Source organism: Scandinavium hiltneri, from assembly GCF_024764835.1.
Lineage (GTDB): Bacteria > Pseudomonadota > Gammaproteobacteria > Enterobacterales > Enterobacteriaceae > Scandinavium > Scandinavium hiltneri.
In genome coordinates this window covers 65,809-83,669 of record NZ_JALIGE010000075.1, presented here as the reverse complement: position 1 = coordinate 83,669, position 17,861 = coordinate 65,809, and the positions used below count along the sequence as shown (strand labels likewise).

Sequence of the window (17,861 nt, the reverse complement as noted above, 5' to 3'; positions counted from 1 at the left end):
TCAATGACGGATAAGGTCCCTGTATTTACAGAAGACAAGTTCAACAGGCGTATTAAACTGCATAGCGACGATAGTACCAGCGACATTATTAAAAACACCAAATTCAAAATAACAAAATCGAATGGTGACGTCATTGAAGGTGTTACCGATGATGATGGCCTGACGCCGTTATTACAATTAACAGAAATGGATGATTTTAAAATGGAGGTTTTCCACGATGAGTAATAGCCCATTTAATCAGCGTGTCGTTGCCACCAACATTCAGGGTGTGCCTGTATCAACCGGGCCGGGAATGGAAACATGCAATGTCGGGATTAAACGCCCGATGCCATGTATCGTCATTCTTGTACATGGCGTAAATGATGTCGGTGAGGCGTACAAAAATCAGGAAGAAGGCATTATCAAAGGACTCAATGAGCGCATGGGCCGAACAGATATGTCTGCGCATGAATGGCATCAGTTCAAGATGGACATGGGTGACGGCGAGCAGCAGCAGATTAAGAAGCCGGGCCGTAGTCCTGTTATCCCGTTCTACTGGGGCTATAAGCCTGTCGATCATGCGACGTATATTGAAGACCAGCGCCGTTACCGGGCTGAAGTAGACAAGTTAGGCAGCACCGCAAAGCTGGCGTATGACGCGTACCAGGAAGATGATAAAGCCAGACTTGAAAAGTTAGGCCATATTTCGTCAACGACATTAAAATACAGCAATGATAATTTTGGCAACGTGCTGGATGATGTGTACGCCAAAGGCGGCGGTACTTTTGCAAACGCGACAACGACTATCCCTGACATGCTCGGCCCTGGTGCAGGCGGATTAATGACCGGCGCGGCAGGGTTTATGTCACTGCACATGAACAGCGGCGATTACACTCACCCTATTTATGATAACCCTCACCGCATCTATCAGTTCTTTGCCGCACAGCGCCTTGCTGATTTGATTATGACGATCAGACGAAACGGCCCTACTCAGTTTGACCCGATTAATATCGTTGCCCATTCACAGGGAACGATTATCACTATGCTGGCAAATATGCTGGTTAAGCAAGCGGGAGTAGACCCGGCAGACTGCGTTATTCTGAATCATTCGCCGTATGCACTGGTAAATACGGTCATTGAAGGGTTGACTGACGGGCATCATCAAACAGACCGAGCCAGACAGCAGACGTTTATAAACTTCTGCAATCTGATGAAAACCAATCCAAAATACAACCTAAGTGGGTTACATACGGCAGCAGAAATTGACGAACTGGAAGGCTGTAGCGGATTGAGTAAAACACACTCAAAATGGAGCAGTAATGATTTATACAAGCGAAATAACTTTGGCAAGGTCTATAATTATTTTTGCCCGAATGACAGTATAGTCTCCTTAATGAACGTACAGGGTTTTGGATGGCGCGGAATACCACAAGACATAGCGGGCGGCCTGAGTAATTTAAGACAGCGTGTATTCTGTGAAAATGGACCTTTAATTGGCGCCAGCCCATTAAGTACTCCCTTTGAAATGCCAGGAATAAAAAAAGGCGCATTTATGCAAGACACGGCACAAACCAAAGAATATGTTTATTCTGATGTGGTTATTAATGGTGAGCAGTTGCCCGTGCCGTTTAACCATACCTTACAGGGGGCAGACAGTGATTATAAATCCCCTCTAGATCCTGAATCTCCAGATCAGACCATTTCATTTTCAGCAAAAGCAAATGCTCTCAAGCGTAGCGAGGTTGAGGTTAAAAACCTTAGTTGGCTGGGTTTTGATAATTTACCTGTAGGGCATCAATTAGCGCCAGTTGAACTGAAGATGTTCTCTATTGAACACCATAAAAACTATATAAAAGGTGAGGTTTTTGATAGCGGTCATAACCATAAAATGGTTCAGTTGACCTCGGCCAAAACACCAGAAGAATTGGAGAAGGAGTGGATGCAATCAGATCCGATTGGTTACAGCCAGCATTCCTCTATCGTTGCGTCTAAAGATGTACCTGAAAAAGCCATGGTGTTTGATCTGGCGGTCGGGAAATGTAAGGCATTTGATTTCAGGTACGGTGCATTTTGGATTGAATTATTACAGCGTGCTGACTGGCGAAATAAAAACAGCCTCTTTCCTTATGCAGTAGAGTATTATAATACTGGACGGTTTGATTATGAACAGACAAAAAAACATATGAATCATCCAGAATTAATTTTACCCTCTGGGGAATTTGGTGTGGTCAATGAGTATTATAACGCCACTACGACCAGACCTGCGATGCGCAATGAAATTCATAATAGAGAAGAATCTAATCTTCAATGGAAAATGCCAAAGGCATTGAATGTGTAAGGAGGCAGTCATGAAGAAATACATTGTCATATTATCACTTTTGTTAGTGGCCTGTTCAGGCACTAAAAAAACGCCATCACAGGTAGTTTACCGCTATGATGATCACCGCTACCTGGAATTGATTGGTTATTATTGTGAAGGTGCGCTCTGGTATCATGATACTCAACGGAACATTCATAAAGAGCTGGCGGATGGTGTGTATGCATCATATCAAATATTTACACACACCTATATTCACCCATCTGAAAAATACATTCTTATTCCAAGTTGGGAACCAGGTGCCTATACAATATCAAAAGATTATGGCAAAACATGGGGGGTAGCTACTTATATGGCCTCGTCTCCCCCACTGGAAAGAAACTCCGATGGTATTATGCGTGACAGTCCAGAAGGCAAGGAAATAAAAAGGGTTGTAGTGATAAACGATCAGGCATTCATTACAACCTCACAAGGTCATTTATATATGAGTTCCTATCCCTTTGAAGATCCCCGTTTGAAACCGGGAGGTCCTGGGATTGACTTCACCTGGTTTGATGATACTTATTACCTATATTCCGCCAATAAAAACAATTTAAAGGGCGAGTATGTGAAATCACATATAAGACCCGAATCACCTGGTAGTGCCTGGGGAACCGTCGTGTTTATGAAACAATCACTGGAAAATTTAGTTGATGGAAACAAAGCTAATTTCCAAAACTTACCAGATAAAGAGCCAGAAGTGAAAAACTATAAAGGCTGGGATCATATGCAATGTAACATGCGAGCAGGACTCTAAGGAAAAGCATGATGAACGGAGGCATACATAACGTGACATACAACACCACAACAACCAGACCTGCGATGCGCAATGAAATTCATAATAGAGAAGAATCTAATCTTCAATGGAAAATGCCAAAAGCATTGAATTTTTAAGGAGGAAGTCATGAGGAAATACATTTTCATATTATCACTTTTGTTAGTGGCCTGTTCAGGCACTAACAAACCACCATCACAGGTAGTTTATCGCTATGATGATCACCGCTACCTGGAATTGATTGGGTATTATTGTGAAGGTGCACTCTGGTATCACGACACTCAAAAAAATATTCACAAAGAATTGATAGATGATAAGTTCGTATCTTTTAGAATTTTTACGCATACATATATACACCCTTCTGAGAAGTATATTTTCATCCCTGGATGGGAGCCAACAGCTTATTTAATGTCTAAAGACCATGGTGAAACATGGGGAGTGGCTAATTACATGTCCGCATCCGGCACAGTGGAACTAGACTCTGAAGGTATTAATAGAGACAGACCAGAAGGTAAAGAAATAAAAAGAATTGTTGTTGTTAACGATCAGGCATTCATTACAACCTCACAAGGTCATTTATATATGAGTTCCTATCCCTTTGAAGATCCCCGTTTGAAACCGGGAGGTCCTGGGATTGACTTCACCTGGTTTGATGATACTTATTACCTATATTCCGCCAATAAAAACAATTTAAAGGGCGAGTATGTGAAATCACATATAAGACCCGAATCACCTGGTAGTGCCTGGGGAACCGTCGTGTTTATGAAACAATCACTGGGAAATTTAGTTGATGGAAACAAAGCTAATTTTCAAAACTTACCAGATAAAGAGCCAGAAGTGAAAAACTATAAAGGCTGGGATCATATGCAATGTAATATTCGAGCAGGACTCTAAGGAAAAGCATGATGAACGGAGTCATACGGTTAAACGATCCGCTGGAGCACGGCGGGTATGTTAACAAAGCATCAGGAAGCAAATTTATGGGGATCGCTGTTGCCTTACAGGGTGATACCGTCATATGTGCGCTACATAAAGGCACATTCCCCATAATTGAATTTGATCCTACATGGAGGATGTACGGTAAAGGCGTGGTTATTGACGACTGCAAGGCAGCGTGTGGCTGTGCCATCAAAACAACATTACCAACGGCAGGGTCTAGAAAATGAAAAAATGGGTTATTCCTGGGGAAAGTGACTATACGTCACCTGTGAAATTTCCTTACAAGATAATACTGACAGCATGTGTAATCATCTTTGTCCTTTTTATTACGTATAATGTATTAACCTGGCCACAGGATAAGAAAGTCACTGATGATTTATTCTTTAATGCTTTTACAATCCCTGCGATGGTATGTTTTGGATTGTGGTGCATGGTTGCTGCCGTTTGCAGAATGCTTTCTTTTCCATTTCACTATGCTAATAATCTTGAAAGCTACGGGAAGCATGTCTGGCAATCGTGGGCAATTGAATCGCTGGTGCTATTAAACCATTCATCGTTGTCACCTGTTCCAGACTTGTCATTAAAAATACAAAAACTGGAAGGGGAAGCGCTGATAAGTCCCGCCACACCACTTAAAATAAATATTGAATATGATGTAATGAATGGTTCAAGGATTGCCGAAACCCTTTTCCAGCTTATTGAACCAGTAAAGGATTCACTATCCCGTGGGGGTTATCCTTTCCAGACATGGTTATATGTAAAGAATAGCGATGAATCAATTCGTGATGTATTTATAGATGCACTCAGCAAACTAAAAATAACCGTAGATAAAATTGGGACGATTCATTTTCTGGATAAATGCCCGGACTATTCATCTGTTAATAAATGGATAGATCAGGAAATGAGAGAGAATAATATTCTTATCACCATTGAACTACACGACGAAAATAATTCTGACTTTTACGAAACTGCTCATGTATTTGTATTTACCGATCAGCGAATGTTGAATGAAAATGATAAGCCAGCGTACCTGCTAAGAATGATGAACAGCACAAATTATCATTTAGCTAAAACAGTCAATGCCTATCTCTCAGCTAAACAGGTGCAGATTGAGAAGATTAGGCGATTATGGACCAGCTCACTTGATAAACAATCTAAATTCATATTATACGGTGAGGTAGATAATGCTAAGACAGGAATACTGGCAGACAGCCGTTATGAGTTAGAGAAGGTTACAGGACAAGGCTCTGATGTACAGAACTGGACGCTGTTAGCCCTTGCGATTGACGCGACTGAGCACGGACAGGGGCATCAAATCATCGCGACCTCGGAGGCTGATAACGTTCATGTTGGTTTAGTCACGGCCAAAAATCCGGGGTACTGGAATGAACCCTACTTCTTTGACGTGATATTTTATGCCTTTTTCACCATAGCCTTAGCTGTCATTCCGTTCATCTTTGTTTTTGTAGATCTGGTTCCATCCAGCTTTGCTGAAAACTCGCCGTGGCTTTTCTTTGGCGCTTTAATGATGATGATAATTTTTATTTTAGTCACATTAATGTACAGCTTTCACTTGTTTATAGAGATGATTCATAAAGACTTTGGGTTTTCCCATCCTAATTACAGATAAAAAAACGCGCTTACCGTGCCTACGCGACCCGTAGGCCGGATCAGCGCAGCGCCATCCGGCAACGTCAAAACGGTCTCAACCCCCTGCCCTCCGGCACCGCGCTAAGCCACATCACCAGCGCCGCAACCACCAGTCCCACGCCACCCGCAAATGCCAGCGTCGTCCAGCCAATTTGCCGCCACATAACCGGCGCACGATTGCCGCTTAAACGCACCGCCAGCTGACGGAAACTGTGTACCAGCAATGCCAACGATGAAATGGTTATCGATGTGCCCGCCGCCATCGCCAGCGCAGACGCTACCCCCCAGCTAAATACCCCAATCACCTTACTGAATAACAGCACCATAATCGCCCCGGAACAGGGCCGCATCCCCATTGACAGCACAATCACCAGCCGCGCGCGCCAGTCGTTGCCGTTCTCCATTTGTTTCGGGTCAGGCATATGCTGATGCCCGCAACCACAGTTGGCATGATGTTCATGATGCGGAGTAAACGCCGTAAACGTTGGTTTGCGTAAAATCTGACGCAGCTTTTTCAGCGCCCGCCAGCACAGCAACAATCCCAGCACGCCGACCAGTGCATAGCTGCCCTTTTCCAGCCAGAAACTGCTGAGATGCAGCTGGCGCGCAGGTAGCGCCAATAGCGTCAACACCACAACGACCAGGCCAATCGCCACCAGTCCTTGTAATAAAGACGCCATCAGCGTCAGGCCGATGCTCGATTTTAGTTTCGACGGATGCGTTGCAAGCCAGGTGGTGATGACCACTTTCCCGTGCCCCGGCCCGAGCGCGTGCAGCACGCCGTAGATGAAACTGAACGCCAGTAGCGAACCGCCCGCTTTGGTGGGATCCTCCGCCACCGCCTGCAACAGACCGCTCATCTGCTGATTAAGCTCCCGCTGCCAGATAATGCTTTTCAGCAACACCTGCGGCCAGGCGTGCCACAGCCAGGCCCCGCCCGTCAGCGCCACAATCAGAAACAACAGCAGAGGCCAAAGCTGTAGCCAGCGGCGTGGGCGCTTAGCTACCGGAAAGATTACGGACATGTCAGCGTCACCTGTTGAGCAAACTGTTTACCTAAATCCATATCCTCGGGCGGCGCATCGGCCTTGTCGAGCGACAGCGCATAATTCGTCAAATCTTCATTGGGTTTCGGGGTGTGCACGCTGAGCTTGCAGCCTTTTGGCGCATCAGCGGGCAGCGTGACGTACGCGTCTTTGTCGTAGTGCATATCGACAAAATAGGTCGGGTCGAAGGTCGAAAACTGATAGGTCTGCCCGGCGAGTGGCTGCGGCGTGGCAAGCGGCAGCGTAAACGTCAGCACCGCTTTATGTCCTTCGCGGGAAAGCCCGTAAGACGTCGGGCGATTTTCAAATTTCACCTTTTGCTTACCGTGCCAGAACTCGGTGAAATAGTGCTGGCCGAGCACGTTCGCCATCACCTCGGCCGCCAGACGTTTCCAGACCTCATCCCCCGGTTTGGCATTACCCGCGTCATAGAGCAAATCTGCGGAAGTGATTTCATCCATCGTCCAGCGCATAGTAATGGCGGTCAACTGGCCACCGCTTGCCACCAGCTGGCTTTGCATGCTGATAAAACTGTGCGGGTGCGCTGACGCCTGCCACGATAAAAGCGCGCCAAAAGCCAGAACCATGCCCGGTTTCACTCTCGTCATTGCATCCTCAGTGAAAAATTCTGTGACCGACCCCAGCAATCCTTGCGCAAAGGCGTCCCGTCTGGCTTTCACGCCGTCATCCTTTAGCTATTCTTATCAAAAACCTTTCTGGAACCTGACAGATGATGACCGTGCAAGAACTGCCATCTGTGCTTTCCAGTCCACAGCGCCGCTGTCAGATCCTGCTGATGCTGTATCTGCCAGGGCAGTCCGTGACACCAGAGGCGATAGGCCGGGTGAACAACGTTGATGACGCTGTCGCCCGCCAGGATATCGCCGAAATACGTCACGTCATCCAGCGCTATCATCGACTCAACATCGTGACGCTTGCAGACGGCAGCTACCGGATTGAAGGCACCACACTTGACCAGCGCTTATGCCTGATCCACTGGCTGCGCCGTGCCCTGCGGCTGTGCCCGGGGTTTATCCGCGGGCAGTTTACCCCATCACTCAAAACACAGCTTAAACAATCGGGTATCTCGCGGATCCTGTATGACGATACCAACCTTCGCGCGTTGGTCAATCGCTGCGGGCAAAATCTGCAGCGCCAGTTCGACAGCCGCGATGCCGCCTTTCTCAGCCTGTACCTGCAATATTGCCTGCTGCAACAGCAGCCGCAGCAATCACCGGTATTTAACGACGGGCAACGCAAATGGGCGCAGGCCAGCGCTGAGTATCAGGTGGCAGCAGAAATTGCCCGTCACTGGCAGCGCCGGACCCTGAAAAACGCCCATCCTGAGGAACACCTGTTCCTCGCCATGCTGTTTATGATGTTGAAAGTGCCGGACCCGAAACGTGACCATCACACTCAGGAAGTGCGACTCTATCGCAGTATTAACCAGCTGATTGACCGTTTCCAACAGCTTTCCGGACGGCAGTTCAGCGACCGTCGGGGACTGCGCGACCAGCTGTATGTGCATCTGGCGCAGGCGATTAACCGTTGCCTGTACGGCGTCGGGATTGATAACAGCCTGCCGGAAGAAGTACAGCGCCTTTATCCGCGCCTGATGCGCACCACTCAGCAGGCGCTGACCGAGTTTGAATCGCAGTACGCGCTGCGTATTTCTGATGAAGAGATGGGCCTGATTGCGGTGATTTTTGGCGCGTGGCTGATGCAGGAAAGTGACCTGCAGGAAAAACAGGTGGTGCTGCTGACCGGAGACAATCCGCAGCTTGAGCAGGAAATCGAACAGCAGTTGCGCGAACTGACGCTACTGCCGCTGAACATCAAATACCAGACGCTGCACGCTTTCGAGAAAGAAGGCGCACCGAAAGGCGTGGCGCTGATCGTCACGCCCTACACGCTTGCACTGCCGCTGTTTTCCCCGCCGCTTATCCACGCCGGGGAGCCGCTCAGCGAGCGGCAGCGACAGCATATTTGTCAGATGCTGGAAGCGCCTGGCTGAGCGGTCACTTTCGGTCGGATAAACATCGCGGGAATAGCCAGCAGCGCCATCACCCAGAACACGCCCTGGTGCAGGTGCTGATAGAGGAATCCGGCGAAGACGGTCATGATGGCGATACTGCCGCCCATCGCGACGGCGGAATAGACCGCCTGCAGACGAATCACTTCGCTGCCCTGACGGGCGGAAATGTAGCGCATCGCCGCCAGATGACAGACGGTGAAGGTGCCGCAGTGCAGGATTTGCGCGACGATAAGCCACGGCAATTCCGTCGTCCAACCCATGATACCCCAGCGGATCAAGCCGCAGAATGCCGAGAGCAGCAGTAAATCCCGCGCGCCGAAACGGCGGAACACTTTCTTGCTGACCGCGAAAATCACCACTTCGGCCACAACGCCCAGCGACCACAAATAGCCCACTGCCGATGCGGAATACCCGGCGCCCTGCCAGTAAATCGCGCTGAAGCCGTAGTACGCCGCATGTGCGCCCTGTAACAGACACACGCAGGCCAGAAAACGCCAGCTTTGCGTCACCAGAGAGAGCCACGCGGGCCAGCCTGCGCTTTCCTCATGCTGCCGGGCTTCCCCCTGCGGCTGAATCGACGGGGTAATCATCATCCCGATAAGCATCGAAGCAATGCCGATACTGAGCAACGCCAGGATCGCGTGATAGTCGAACAAGCTCACCAGCTTGCCGGTCAGTGCCGAACCAATCACGAAGGCAATCGAGCCCCACAGCCGCACGCGACCGTAGTCCATGGTTATCTGCTTTTGCCAGGTGTTTGCCAGCGCATCCGTCAGCGGAACCAGCGGTGAAAAGAACAGGTTGAAGCCCACCATCATCGCCAGCAACCACGCCACTTTGGTGCCTGTCCAGAAGGCGAGGACAAACAGCAGCGACAGCAACGCCAGGATGCGTAACGCGCGGATTAATCGTGACGGATCGCTGACGCGAGGCGCAATCAGCAGGCTGCCGAGGAAACGCGCCACCAGACCCGCACCGAGCAGCACGCCGATGGTTTCCGGCGTCAGGCCCGTGCCAGCCAGCCACACGCTCCAGAATGGTAAGAAAATGCCGTAGCTAAAGAAGTAGGTAAAATAACTGAGCGCCAGCCAGCGCGTGGAATGCAAGACCATGATCCCCTCCCAAATGGTGGCGCTAGTCTGGCGGCAAACGCACTGGCTGGCAAGACAGAAAGAAACGGGAATGTGATTGATGAACAGTGTGTAGCAATAAATACAAATAAAATATCAGGAAAATACCTTACGGTTCATCAATGAATAACGAACATTCTCGTTAACGGGCATTGCAATCCCATGCATCGCTTCTTCATCTATTCTAGCGCGACCCGCATAGATACTGTATCTCGTACAGATATCTTCGTAAAAATCATAGGTTTGACCACCGTGAACTCCTTTTAAACCACGCCCAGACCATTTTTTCATTTTTGCCTTCCATAAAGAAGTATATATATTCAGAGGGCAGACGATTTTGGTCCACGGATCACAAATTAATGTATTTTCGAGTAACTGTGCAGAGCCCTTATCTGGAAAGGTCCCCACTAACACCAAACAATGATCGACAGGCATGTCCAAATAAATTCTTAATATTCTCACAGGATCTTTGGCGTGGCGTTGCAATTCACTTACATGTTTATTCAAGTAGGAGAATGCCAACATGGCGTTCTCACCACAATTCCCGGCATTTTTAATTCCTCGATTAAAATCGGAATCAAGCCGTTGACAATATTGTGCTGGATTCATGCGAAGCGCTCGCAACTCATTGAGCTTTTTAATTTTTTCCGTATCCATTGATTCGGTATGCAGAGAATAACGCTTAGGGTCCTTTATCTTCCATTTGTCTATCACACGCTTATCAGGGTAAAATTTATTTGTCGATTTTAGCGGCAATCTGGAGCGTGCATAAAACATCGCATCATTTAAAATTGGCAGCGCTTTTTTTTTAAAACTTCCATTTCCCATAATAACTCCATTATATATGATGGTACCCCCCTCTTATACCTACTACACTTTACTTTATTGCATCCTACTCGGTTCAGATAATCAGGGATAAGAACAAGATATAACTCATGCATTATTGACGCGGCGAAATACACGATAGCACAATGAGATATACAAAATCCACAGAAAATGTTTACTCACCGGAATGCGTAGATAAAAAATCACCCCCTTAATTTATAAGAGTTCGACAGCCTGTAACTGGAATATTCAATGAATGGCACCATCTCATGTTCTTGAGTCGATTTACAAAATCAAAATATATCATTTAGTAATTACCGCAATGAAATGCTAATTTCACCACAAGAAAAAGGGTATGATATTTCTCGCTCTGTCTCTTCAATAAAATATCATTATGACTCTTGTCATAGCTATTGACGGCGCAGATGAATAGGACCGAGCACTTTCTCCTCAACATTGTATTAAAGGAATATATAATGGCGAATAAGTTTAAGTTTAAATATGGGCTGTTAGCAGGTATCCTGGCGATAAGTGGTTCTGCTGCTGCAATGGATGGAACCGTGACGTTTAAAGGTTCAGTGTTGGGTAGCAGCACTTGTGGTGTCGATATTGCCAGCCAGAATGCCGCTGCCACTGTCGATGTAAATGATATTTCTCTGACAGATGCTAGCGCCCTCTCCGTGGGTGATGCTGATTCAAAAGATTCCGCAACGTTCACCATTAACCTTGCGGGTTGTACATTACCGACCGGGAAAACCGGTGTTAACGTGACGCTGGAATCTGGCATTTATGGCGACTCAACGTATAACACCTACAATAACTATCTCGGCCAGAGTGGTGGTTCTACCGCTTCTCAAGGTGTTGGCCTGGCAATCGGTGAACGAGGTGCAACAACATTTACGCCGATTGCACTGGATAACAGTAGCGCGGTAAGTGCTTTTGCATCTTCTGGTACTGGCCCAGCGACAACTTACACTAAAGATTTCAGCGTACGCTACGTCAAAGTAAACCCGGTAGTGACCACTGGTCTTTTTGAAACCATGATGACCTTTAGTGTTTCTTATCTTTAAATAAATAGCATCGCAATCTGAGTTACTATTCGGATTGCGGTGTTTCTTGTTCGTTAGAAATCCGGAACATAAAAGATGGGTACTGTATTTAAAAAAACAGCTGTATCATTTTTCATCGGCGCGACATTGCTCGTTTCGAATATTGCACAGGCTGATATCGTACTGTCTGGCACGCGTTATGTTTATAATGAAGCAGATAGTGAAATTAACATCCAGGTGAAAAACAAAGGTAAAAAACCGTCGCTTATCCAATCGTGGGTCGATACCGGCAATCCAGGTGAAGCAGCAGAAAAAATTAACACCCCCTTTATTCTGACCCCTCCTGTTTCCCGTATTGATGCAGGCCAGGGACAGACCCTCAGGATGGTTTACACCAAGCAGCCTTTACCTACCGACCGTGAAAGTGTGTTCTGGTTAAGCGTGTTAGAAGTTCCCGCCAAAGTGAAAACCACGGCCAGTGCAGAAACACCCCAACCCCAAAGTCAGCTACAACTCGCCTTTCGTACACGAGTGAAAGTATTCTTCCGCCCGAAAGGATTACCAGGTTTACCGGCAGAAGCACCAAAACAGGTAAAATGGAAAATCGATCAAAATAAGTTACAAGTGACGAATAATTCTGCTTATAGCATCTCTTTTAATAACTTTACCTTAACGAACAATAATCAGTCTATTACTGTAAACGGTAATCTGGCTGAAGCAAAAAAAATCACCAACTTCCCTATTGGTAAAAAAATAGCTGGACAAGGCTGGAAAGTGAAATGGTCAGCGATTAATGACTTTGGTGGCGTCATGACAGGAATAGCGGATATTCAATAATCATTGCAAATTGCAGGATGGCAAACTCGTGAAAAAGTGGAATACAAATAATGCTGGTTATCTGTTTCACCTTATGACCAGCATATCGTTGATGGCCTGCTCATTCGATGGCCGGGCTGCGGAAAACGCCACACTCGAGAATGATGGAAAAAAATCAGATTTACAGGTTTCATTACCTGAAGGAGAGGCATCAAAACTTGTTGAGTCTGAATATGAGTTCTCTCCCGGTTTTTTACTGGGTAATATAGATGTTTCACGTTATGAAAAAGGTAATCCGGTTATTCCAGGTGAATATGTCATCGATATTACTGTAAATGCAGGCGAAGCCAGTTCCAGTGAGAATCGCTCATTTCACCTCGCAGTACAATTTAAAGACCAAACGGGAGAGGGTAATGGAACGCCGTGTTTCACCCCTATTCTGCTAAAAAAATTAGGGATTAAAACAGAGGACTGGCTGGATGATTACAGACAGCAAGCACTCACTGCTAATCCAGATCTCAACGAAAGTGAAGTCGATAACACCCTCTGTTTGCCAGTGCAGAAGATCATGCCTGGGTTTCACTGGAATTTTAATAACAATAGCCAAAAGCTGTTTCTGGCAGTCCCGCAGGCATTTTTGAAACCGGATAATAATGACTATATCGATCCTGAGTTGTGGGATGAGGGCATTACCGCCGGGCTATTAAAATACGATATGAACTTTTACAGTGCCGAAACAGAGTATGACGACCTGTCCAGTAACGCATGGCTTGGTTTACAAAGTGGCATTAACCTGGGTGCCTGGCGCTTTCGCTATACTGGAAATGTTAACTGGGATGATGAACAAGGTACCGACGTTAATGATGGTGTCTTTTACGTCGATCGCGATATTCCGGCGCTGAACTCGACCTTAAGATTAGGTCAGAGCTACAGTGATGGACAACTATTCGACTCGTTTTCGGTTCGGGGCTTTACCCTCAACACCAATGAAAGAATGCTGCCGCTTTCGCAGCAAGGCTTCGCACCGACTGTAAACGGTGTTGCGGAAACCAACGCCAGGGTCACATTACGTCAGGGCAATAACATTGTTTACCAGACGACTGTATCGCCAGGCCCTTTTGAAATTAATACAGTCAGAAGTGTCTATTCTGGACAAGATATTGAAGTTGAAATCCGTGAGTCCAATGGCACCGTTAAAACATTTCGTATTCCGTACACCACCAGTTCCGATCTGTTGCGCCCAGGTATCAGTCATTACTCATTGACTGTTGGCGAGTTTGGTGACGATAACAGCGGTCTGAGTAAAGATCCGCTTGTAGGTCAGTTGACATGGCAATATGGTTTGAGTAATACCTTAACGGTTTATACGGGCCTGCAGGGAGGCGAAAATTATTGGGCTTCGTTGATTGGTGCTGGCATCAACACCGATATCGGGGCATTTACTCTGGATATGACCCATTCTGATCTCAGTTCTACTGAAGATACCGAAGGGGATACCGGTGAAAGCTGGAAAGTAAGCTATAACAAATTACTAGAAGAGACTGACACTAACTTTCAGCTGGCGGCCTATCGATATTCGACTAAAGGATATTACAGCTTAGATGATGCGATGAACTATTTGTATGATGACCATATAAGTTCAACATCGCAACTCAATAGGTTAAAAAACAAATTCCAGATTAACATAAACCAGAATCTGTCTGATGACTATGGCTCATTGTATGTCAGTGGCAGTATTCAGGATTACTGGAATCGTTCCGGAGATAGCGATCTTCAGTATCAGATTGGTTATAGTAATAGCATTAAAGATATAAACTATTCCATTTCTGTTTCACGCTATTATCGTTCAGAAGAAGATGGTTACGATAACGGTAATGACACCCAGTTTTATTTAAGCTTCTCGATTCCCTTCGGCCGCAATACGGCGCAGGAAGAAAAGCCCATTTTTGACATGGCAAATATTAGCTATAGTCAGGACAGTGATAACAACAGTAATACCAATGCCAGTTTGACTGGCTCAACGACCACAAAACCAGATGACACCTGGGATGCTAACTACGGCGTTAACATCAGCTACAACAAATTAGCAGATTCAGATCCAGCTAACATTTATTCTGTTGGTGGGTATTCAACGTTTAATACTCAATTTACCCAGTTAGGTTTGTCTGCCTCAATGGACAACGACCATAACCGACAAGGTTCCGTCACCATGAGTGGTGGGGTTGTTGCACATCGCGGTGGGATAACACTGGCTCCGGACTTAAATATTTCGAGCCCTATCGCCCTTGTTGAAGCGGAAGGCGCGACCGGTGCCGTAGTGGATCGGGGTAACCACGCGCGTATTGATCGCTGGGGATATGGCGTGACATCAGCATTAACACCTTATCGTAATAACACTATTGAAATCAATCCAATGCAGATGGAAGCAGATACCTTATTAGAAAGTACATCACAAAATGTTGTGCCTTATGATGGTGCCGTGACGCTCGTTAAATTTAATACAGACAGCCGTACCTCTCGATATTTTTATGTCACACGACCAGGTCAGGATAATTTTATCCCATTGGGTGCAGATGTCTTTAATGAACAAAATCAACTGGTCGGTAATGCCGGACAAAATGGTTTATTAACCACCCGCGGTACAGAACCACAGGGTGTATTAACCGTACGTTGGGGAAAAGATTCTGGGCAACAATGCACGGTAACCTATAACCAAAACAATACCGTGGAATCATTTGATGGAATATCTGTTATACGAGGTTTACAATGTCGATAATCTCAATAAAATGGCGATACTGCTTATTGATTCAACTTTTGGCATTGTTCAGTCCTTTTGCCTATGCCGCTACCTATGGTGACCCGGTAAAAGGTCCTGATATTAATTTTTATATTTCATTAGGGATTGGCAATAGCGCCTGCAAGTTTGATAGTGACCGCTTATCAATACCTTTCGGCACCCTGCAACTGAGCGATATAATTAATCACGCACCACAAACGAAAAAAAACATTCAGTTTATCGCCACAGAATGCGGTTCCACCGCAAATGATATTGATATGAATATCATGAGCATTACTCTGAATACTCCGTTAACGACCGATTATAACGGCACACCCATTATTGCTCCTTTACAAGGACAGGGTTATGCGACAGGCATTGGCATCGGTCTGTATCTTCTCAGTGACCAGAACGATACTGTAGGTGAATTGATGGAAACTAACACCAATAAAAGTTACGAGTTTGACGTTACCAATGCACCGAACGAGCCATCAAAAGCCAGTATTTATCTGCGTGCAGAGCTGTTGCCGCTGGTCAATGATAAATCAACAATGACTATCGGTGAATTATCGGCCCAGGCATGGCTAACATTGAGTTATAAATAGCCAATACGATACAGGCGAAAAGATCATGAAATTATATAATTATCTATTTTTCTTTATTGCAAGTAGCGTGTTTTCATCTTCAGTCAGTGCCGATATTAATCAGATCAATGCGCAGCTGAATATAACTTATACACTTCATGCGGGAACCTGTCAGTTTAATACTGACACGTTACAGTTTTCCTTTGGATCTTTTACCAAAGAAGAACTGATTGCCGGGCGCGGGATTGAAATTGGCAAAGAACTTATCGTAGACGATTGCAGTGATTCATTTCGGCAAATTACCGGTCTACGCATTACCGATGCCGGTGGTGTGGAAATCAAAACAATCGACGGCATTCCCCAAACGCCGGGGGGGGCAAAGGGAGTGCTACTGCAACTCTATATGAAAAATACCAGCAATAACGAACTCTATTTCCCGATGAATGCTTTTCCGATAGCTCCGACAGCAGGCACCCATTATACGTTATATGCCCGTCTCAGCGCACCTGACTCAAGTATCCTCTCCGCCGGTCAGGTTAATGCCGTCGCCTGGCTGAACATTGACTATTTTTAAGGAGAGAAAATGAAACGATTTCTATACTTACTGGGCATTTTCACGCTGAATGTGCAAGCCAATGTACCTGATAATGCCCCCAATGTGCTGGTCATGGACTTTAGTGCCACGCTCAAAAATTATACCTGTCTTTTCAGTATCACTGGTGCGTCGTCGGCTTCCACTCCAGTAATCGACAATATCGCCGCCAATATTAATTTTGGCAGCATTAATTTCAGTGACCTCGAAAACAACGGTCAACAGTCAAGTATTGACCGCTCTCTCACTCTGGAGATCCGAGGTTGTGAGGATATCGCTCCTGAAGATCCTGCCAGTAAACAGATGACGCTCTCTCTGGTAGAAAGCAGTACAAGTACCTGCCTCAGCTATTCACCACAACCGGCATTATCAACACCTGAAATAGCGCCAGGGTATAAGCAACTCACGGGTGTACAGATACTGTTCGCATTACAACAGGGGCAACCCTGGCAGACATTACCGGTGACAGGCAGCGCTTACCCTAATTGCCTGGCAGGTACTGAAGCTGCATTTAATTTAAAGGAATTGTCAGAACGAACAGAAGGTGGCGTACCGGTATATTCATTACCGATGCAGGCTCGATTGATCCCTGTTTCTCCCTGGGTTGCAAACTCCTACGTAATGTTAGGTAGCTATACCGTTCCCGTCCAACTGGCAATCACTTATTATTAAGGGGAAATAATCATGTCATCTCGTAAAATAATATATTGCCTCGTATTATTCTGTGGTATTTCCAGTTTGGATGTCATTGCCGATCCGCTACCGGATAGCCAACGAATAATAGCGCTGAACTTTGATGGCCAGTTGACGATGAGCAGTTGTGTGCTGGAGGCGCCGGATGTGGTCAGACTGCCGGCGGCCAATCTCACTGAATTGCGCAATTTACAACCAGGAGGTACCACTTTGCAATCCACCGCGTATCTTGCTGTGGTGGTAAAAGATTGTGGCAACCTGGCAAACTCAAGTGGGCTGCTGACATTAACCTTTAATAGTAATGTCGTACCCCCGGCAGGAAATTATCCGGCATTTGAAAATGAGCTCACCGCCAGTCCAGGGCTTGAGGTCGCGCAAGGGGTTGGTATTGCTATTGTCGATTCCCGAGCGGGAGGGAAAAACGTATTGCAAAATAACGGCCAGCCACAACCTATTAATTACACCATTGATACCCGTGACCTTCAACAGCAGCGCGATTTTAACGTTAGTTATATGCGTCTGGCGCCTCAGAATGATCAACTGCAATCCGGGTTGATTGAAAGTACGGTCATTATTAATGCCACCTATAACTAACGATTTGATAAGGATAAATGTT

The 17,861-nt window shown here is 46.2% G+C and carries 18 protein-coding genes; 14 read left to right on the top strand and 4 right to left on the bottom strand.

The window, feature by feature from the left end:
• Window positions 1-3: 3 nt before the first annotated feature.
• The 6 genes from MUU47_RS15465 to MUU47_RS15440 all read left to right on the top strand — a co-directional run bounded on the left by MUU47_RS15465 (window position 4) and on the right by MUU47_RS15440 (window position 5,679).
• Window positions 4-225, top strand: coding sequence for a hypothetical protein (locus MUU47_RS15465; RefSeq protein ID WP_258989052.1), 222 nt, complete (start codon window positions 4-6; stop codon window positions 223-225).
• Window positions 218-2,317: a T6SS effector phospholipase Tle3 domain-containing protein gene (locus tag MUU47_RS15460; protein ID WP_258989050.1), complete on the top strand. Its 2,100-nt coding sequence runs from the start codon at window positions 218-220 to the stop codon at window positions 2,315-2,317. The genes MUU47_RS15465 and MUU47_RS15460 overlap by 8 nt, the downstream gene beginning before the upstream one ends.
• Before the next feature lie 10 nt (window positions 2,318-2,327).
• Complete coding sequence (locus MUU47_RS15455; RefSeq protein ID WP_258989049.1) at window positions 2,328-3,092, top strand: T6SS immunity protein Tli3 family protein; 765 nt, start codon at window positions 2,328-2,330, stop codon at window positions 3,090-3,092.
• Between the two features lie 147 nt (window positions 3,093-3,239).
• Window positions 3,240-4,004: a T6SS immunity protein Tli3 family protein gene (locus tag MUU47_RS15450; RefSeq protein ID WP_258989048.1), complete on the top strand. Its 765-nt coding sequence runs from the start codon at window positions 3,240-3,242 to the stop codon at window positions 4,002-4,004.
• Between the two features lie 8 nt (window positions 4,005-4,012).
• Window positions 4,013-4,276 carry a PAAR domain-containing protein gene (locus tag MUU47_RS15445; protein WP_374684757.1) on the top strand — a complete coding sequence of 88 codons (264 nt, stop codon included), beginning with the start codon at window positions 4,013-4,015 and terminating at the stop codon, window positions 4,274-4,276.
• The gene (locus MUU47_RS15440) at window positions 4,273-5,679 is read left to right on the top strand and encodes a KPHS_23130 family T6SS system protein (protein WP_258989047.1); all 1,407 of its coding nucleotides are present in this window, start codon (window positions 4,273-4,275) and stop codon (window positions 5,677-5,679) included. The genes MUU47_RS15445 and MUU47_RS15440 overlap by 4 nt, the downstream gene beginning before the upstream one ends.
• A gap of 64 nt (window positions 5,680-5,743) precedes the next feature.
• Here the strand turns inward: MUU47_RS15440 and MUU47_RS15435 are convergent, their stop codons facing one another.
• Complete coding sequence (locus tag MUU47_RS15435) at window positions 5,744-6,724, bottom strand: nickel/cobalt transporter (RefSeq protein ID WP_258989046.1); 981 nt, start codon at window positions 6,722-6,724, stop codon at window positions 5,744-5,746.
• Window positions 6,715-7,353 (bottom strand): DUF1007 family protein, encoded by a 639-nt coding sequence (locus MUU47_RS15430; protein ID WP_374684756.1) that lies wholly within the window; start codon window positions 7,351-7,353, stop codon window positions 6,715-6,717. The genes MUU47_RS15435 and MUU47_RS15430 overlap by 10 nt, the downstream gene beginning before the upstream one ends.
• Window positions 7,354-7,475: 122 nt before the next feature.
• Between MUU47_RS15430 and csiE the strand changes: the two genes are divergently transcribed.
• Complete coding sequence (csiE, locus tag MUU47_RS15425) at window positions 7,476-8,759, top strand: stationary phase inducible protein CsiE (RefSeq protein WP_258989045.1); 1,284 nt, start codon at window positions 7,476-7,478, stop codon at window positions 8,757-8,759.
• Here csiE and MUU47_RS15420 read toward each other — a convergent pair.
• Both MUU47_RS15420 and MUU47_RS15415 read right to left on the bottom strand, forming a co-directional pair.
• A complete protein-coding gene (locus MUU47_RS15420) occupies window positions 8,735-9,892 on the bottom strand; it encodes a 3-phenylpropionate MFS transporter (RefSeq protein WP_258989042.1) in 1,158 nt (385 codons plus the stop codon). The two genes, csiE and MUU47_RS15420, sit on opposite strands and share 25 nt — an antisense overlap.
• Window positions 9,893-10,006: 114 nt before the next feature.
• On the bottom strand, window positions 10,007-10,738 hold the full coding sequence (locus MUU47_RS15415) for a hypothetical protein (RefSeq protein ID WP_258989041.1): 732 nt from the start codon (window positions 10,736-10,738) through the stop codon (window positions 10,007-10,009).
• Between the two features lie 473 nt (window positions 10,739-11,211).
• Here MUU47_RS15415 and MUU47_RS15410 point away from each other — a divergent pair, with 473 nt between their 5' ends.
• From MUU47_RS15410 to MUU47_RS15380, 7 genes are all read left to right on the top strand, one after another.
• Window positions 11,212-11,805: a fimbrial protein gene (locus tag MUU47_RS15410; RefSeq protein ID WP_258989040.1), complete on the top strand. Its 594-nt coding sequence runs from the start codon at window positions 11,212-11,214 to the stop codon at window positions 11,803-11,805.
• 75 nt (window positions 11,806-11,880) lie between these two features.
• Entirely contained in the window at window positions 11,881-12,621 is a 741-nt protein-coding gene (locus MUU47_RS15405; protein WP_258989039.1) for a fimbria/pilus periplasmic chaperone, read from the top strand.
• 28 nt (window positions 12,622-12,649) lie between these two features.
• Complete coding sequence (locus tag MUU47_RS15400; protein ID WP_258989038.1) at window positions 12,650-15,376, top strand: fimbria/pilus outer membrane usher protein; 2,727 nt, start codon at window positions 12,650-12,652, stop codon at window positions 15,374-15,376.
• Window positions 15,367-15,981, top strand: coding sequence for a fimbrial protein (locus tag MUU47_RS15395; protein ID WP_258989037.1), 615 nt, complete (start codon window positions 15,367-15,369; stop codon window positions 15,979-15,981). Before MUU47_RS15400 ends, MUU47_RS15395 begins: the two co-directional genes overlap by 10 nt.
• 25 nt (window positions 15,982-16,006) lie before the next feature.
• Window positions 16,007-16,534: a fimbrial protein gene (locus tag MUU47_RS15390; protein ID WP_258989036.1), complete on the top strand. Its 528-nt coding sequence runs from the start codon at window positions 16,007-16,009 to the stop codon at window positions 16,532-16,534.
• Between the two features lie 9 nt (window positions 16,535-16,543).
• Window positions 16,544-17,224 carry a hypothetical protein gene (locus MUU47_RS15385; protein ID WP_258989035.1) on the top strand — a complete coding sequence of 227 codons (681 nt, stop codon included), beginning with the start codon at window positions 16,544-16,546 and terminating at the stop codon, window positions 17,222-17,224.
• 12 nt (window positions 17,225-17,236) lie between these two features.
• Entirely contained in the window at window positions 17,237-17,839 is a 603-nt protein-coding gene (locus tag MUU47_RS15380; RefSeq protein WP_258989034.1) for a fimbrial protein, read from the top strand.
• The last annotated feature ends 22 nt before the right edge of the window (window positions 17,840-17,861 follow it).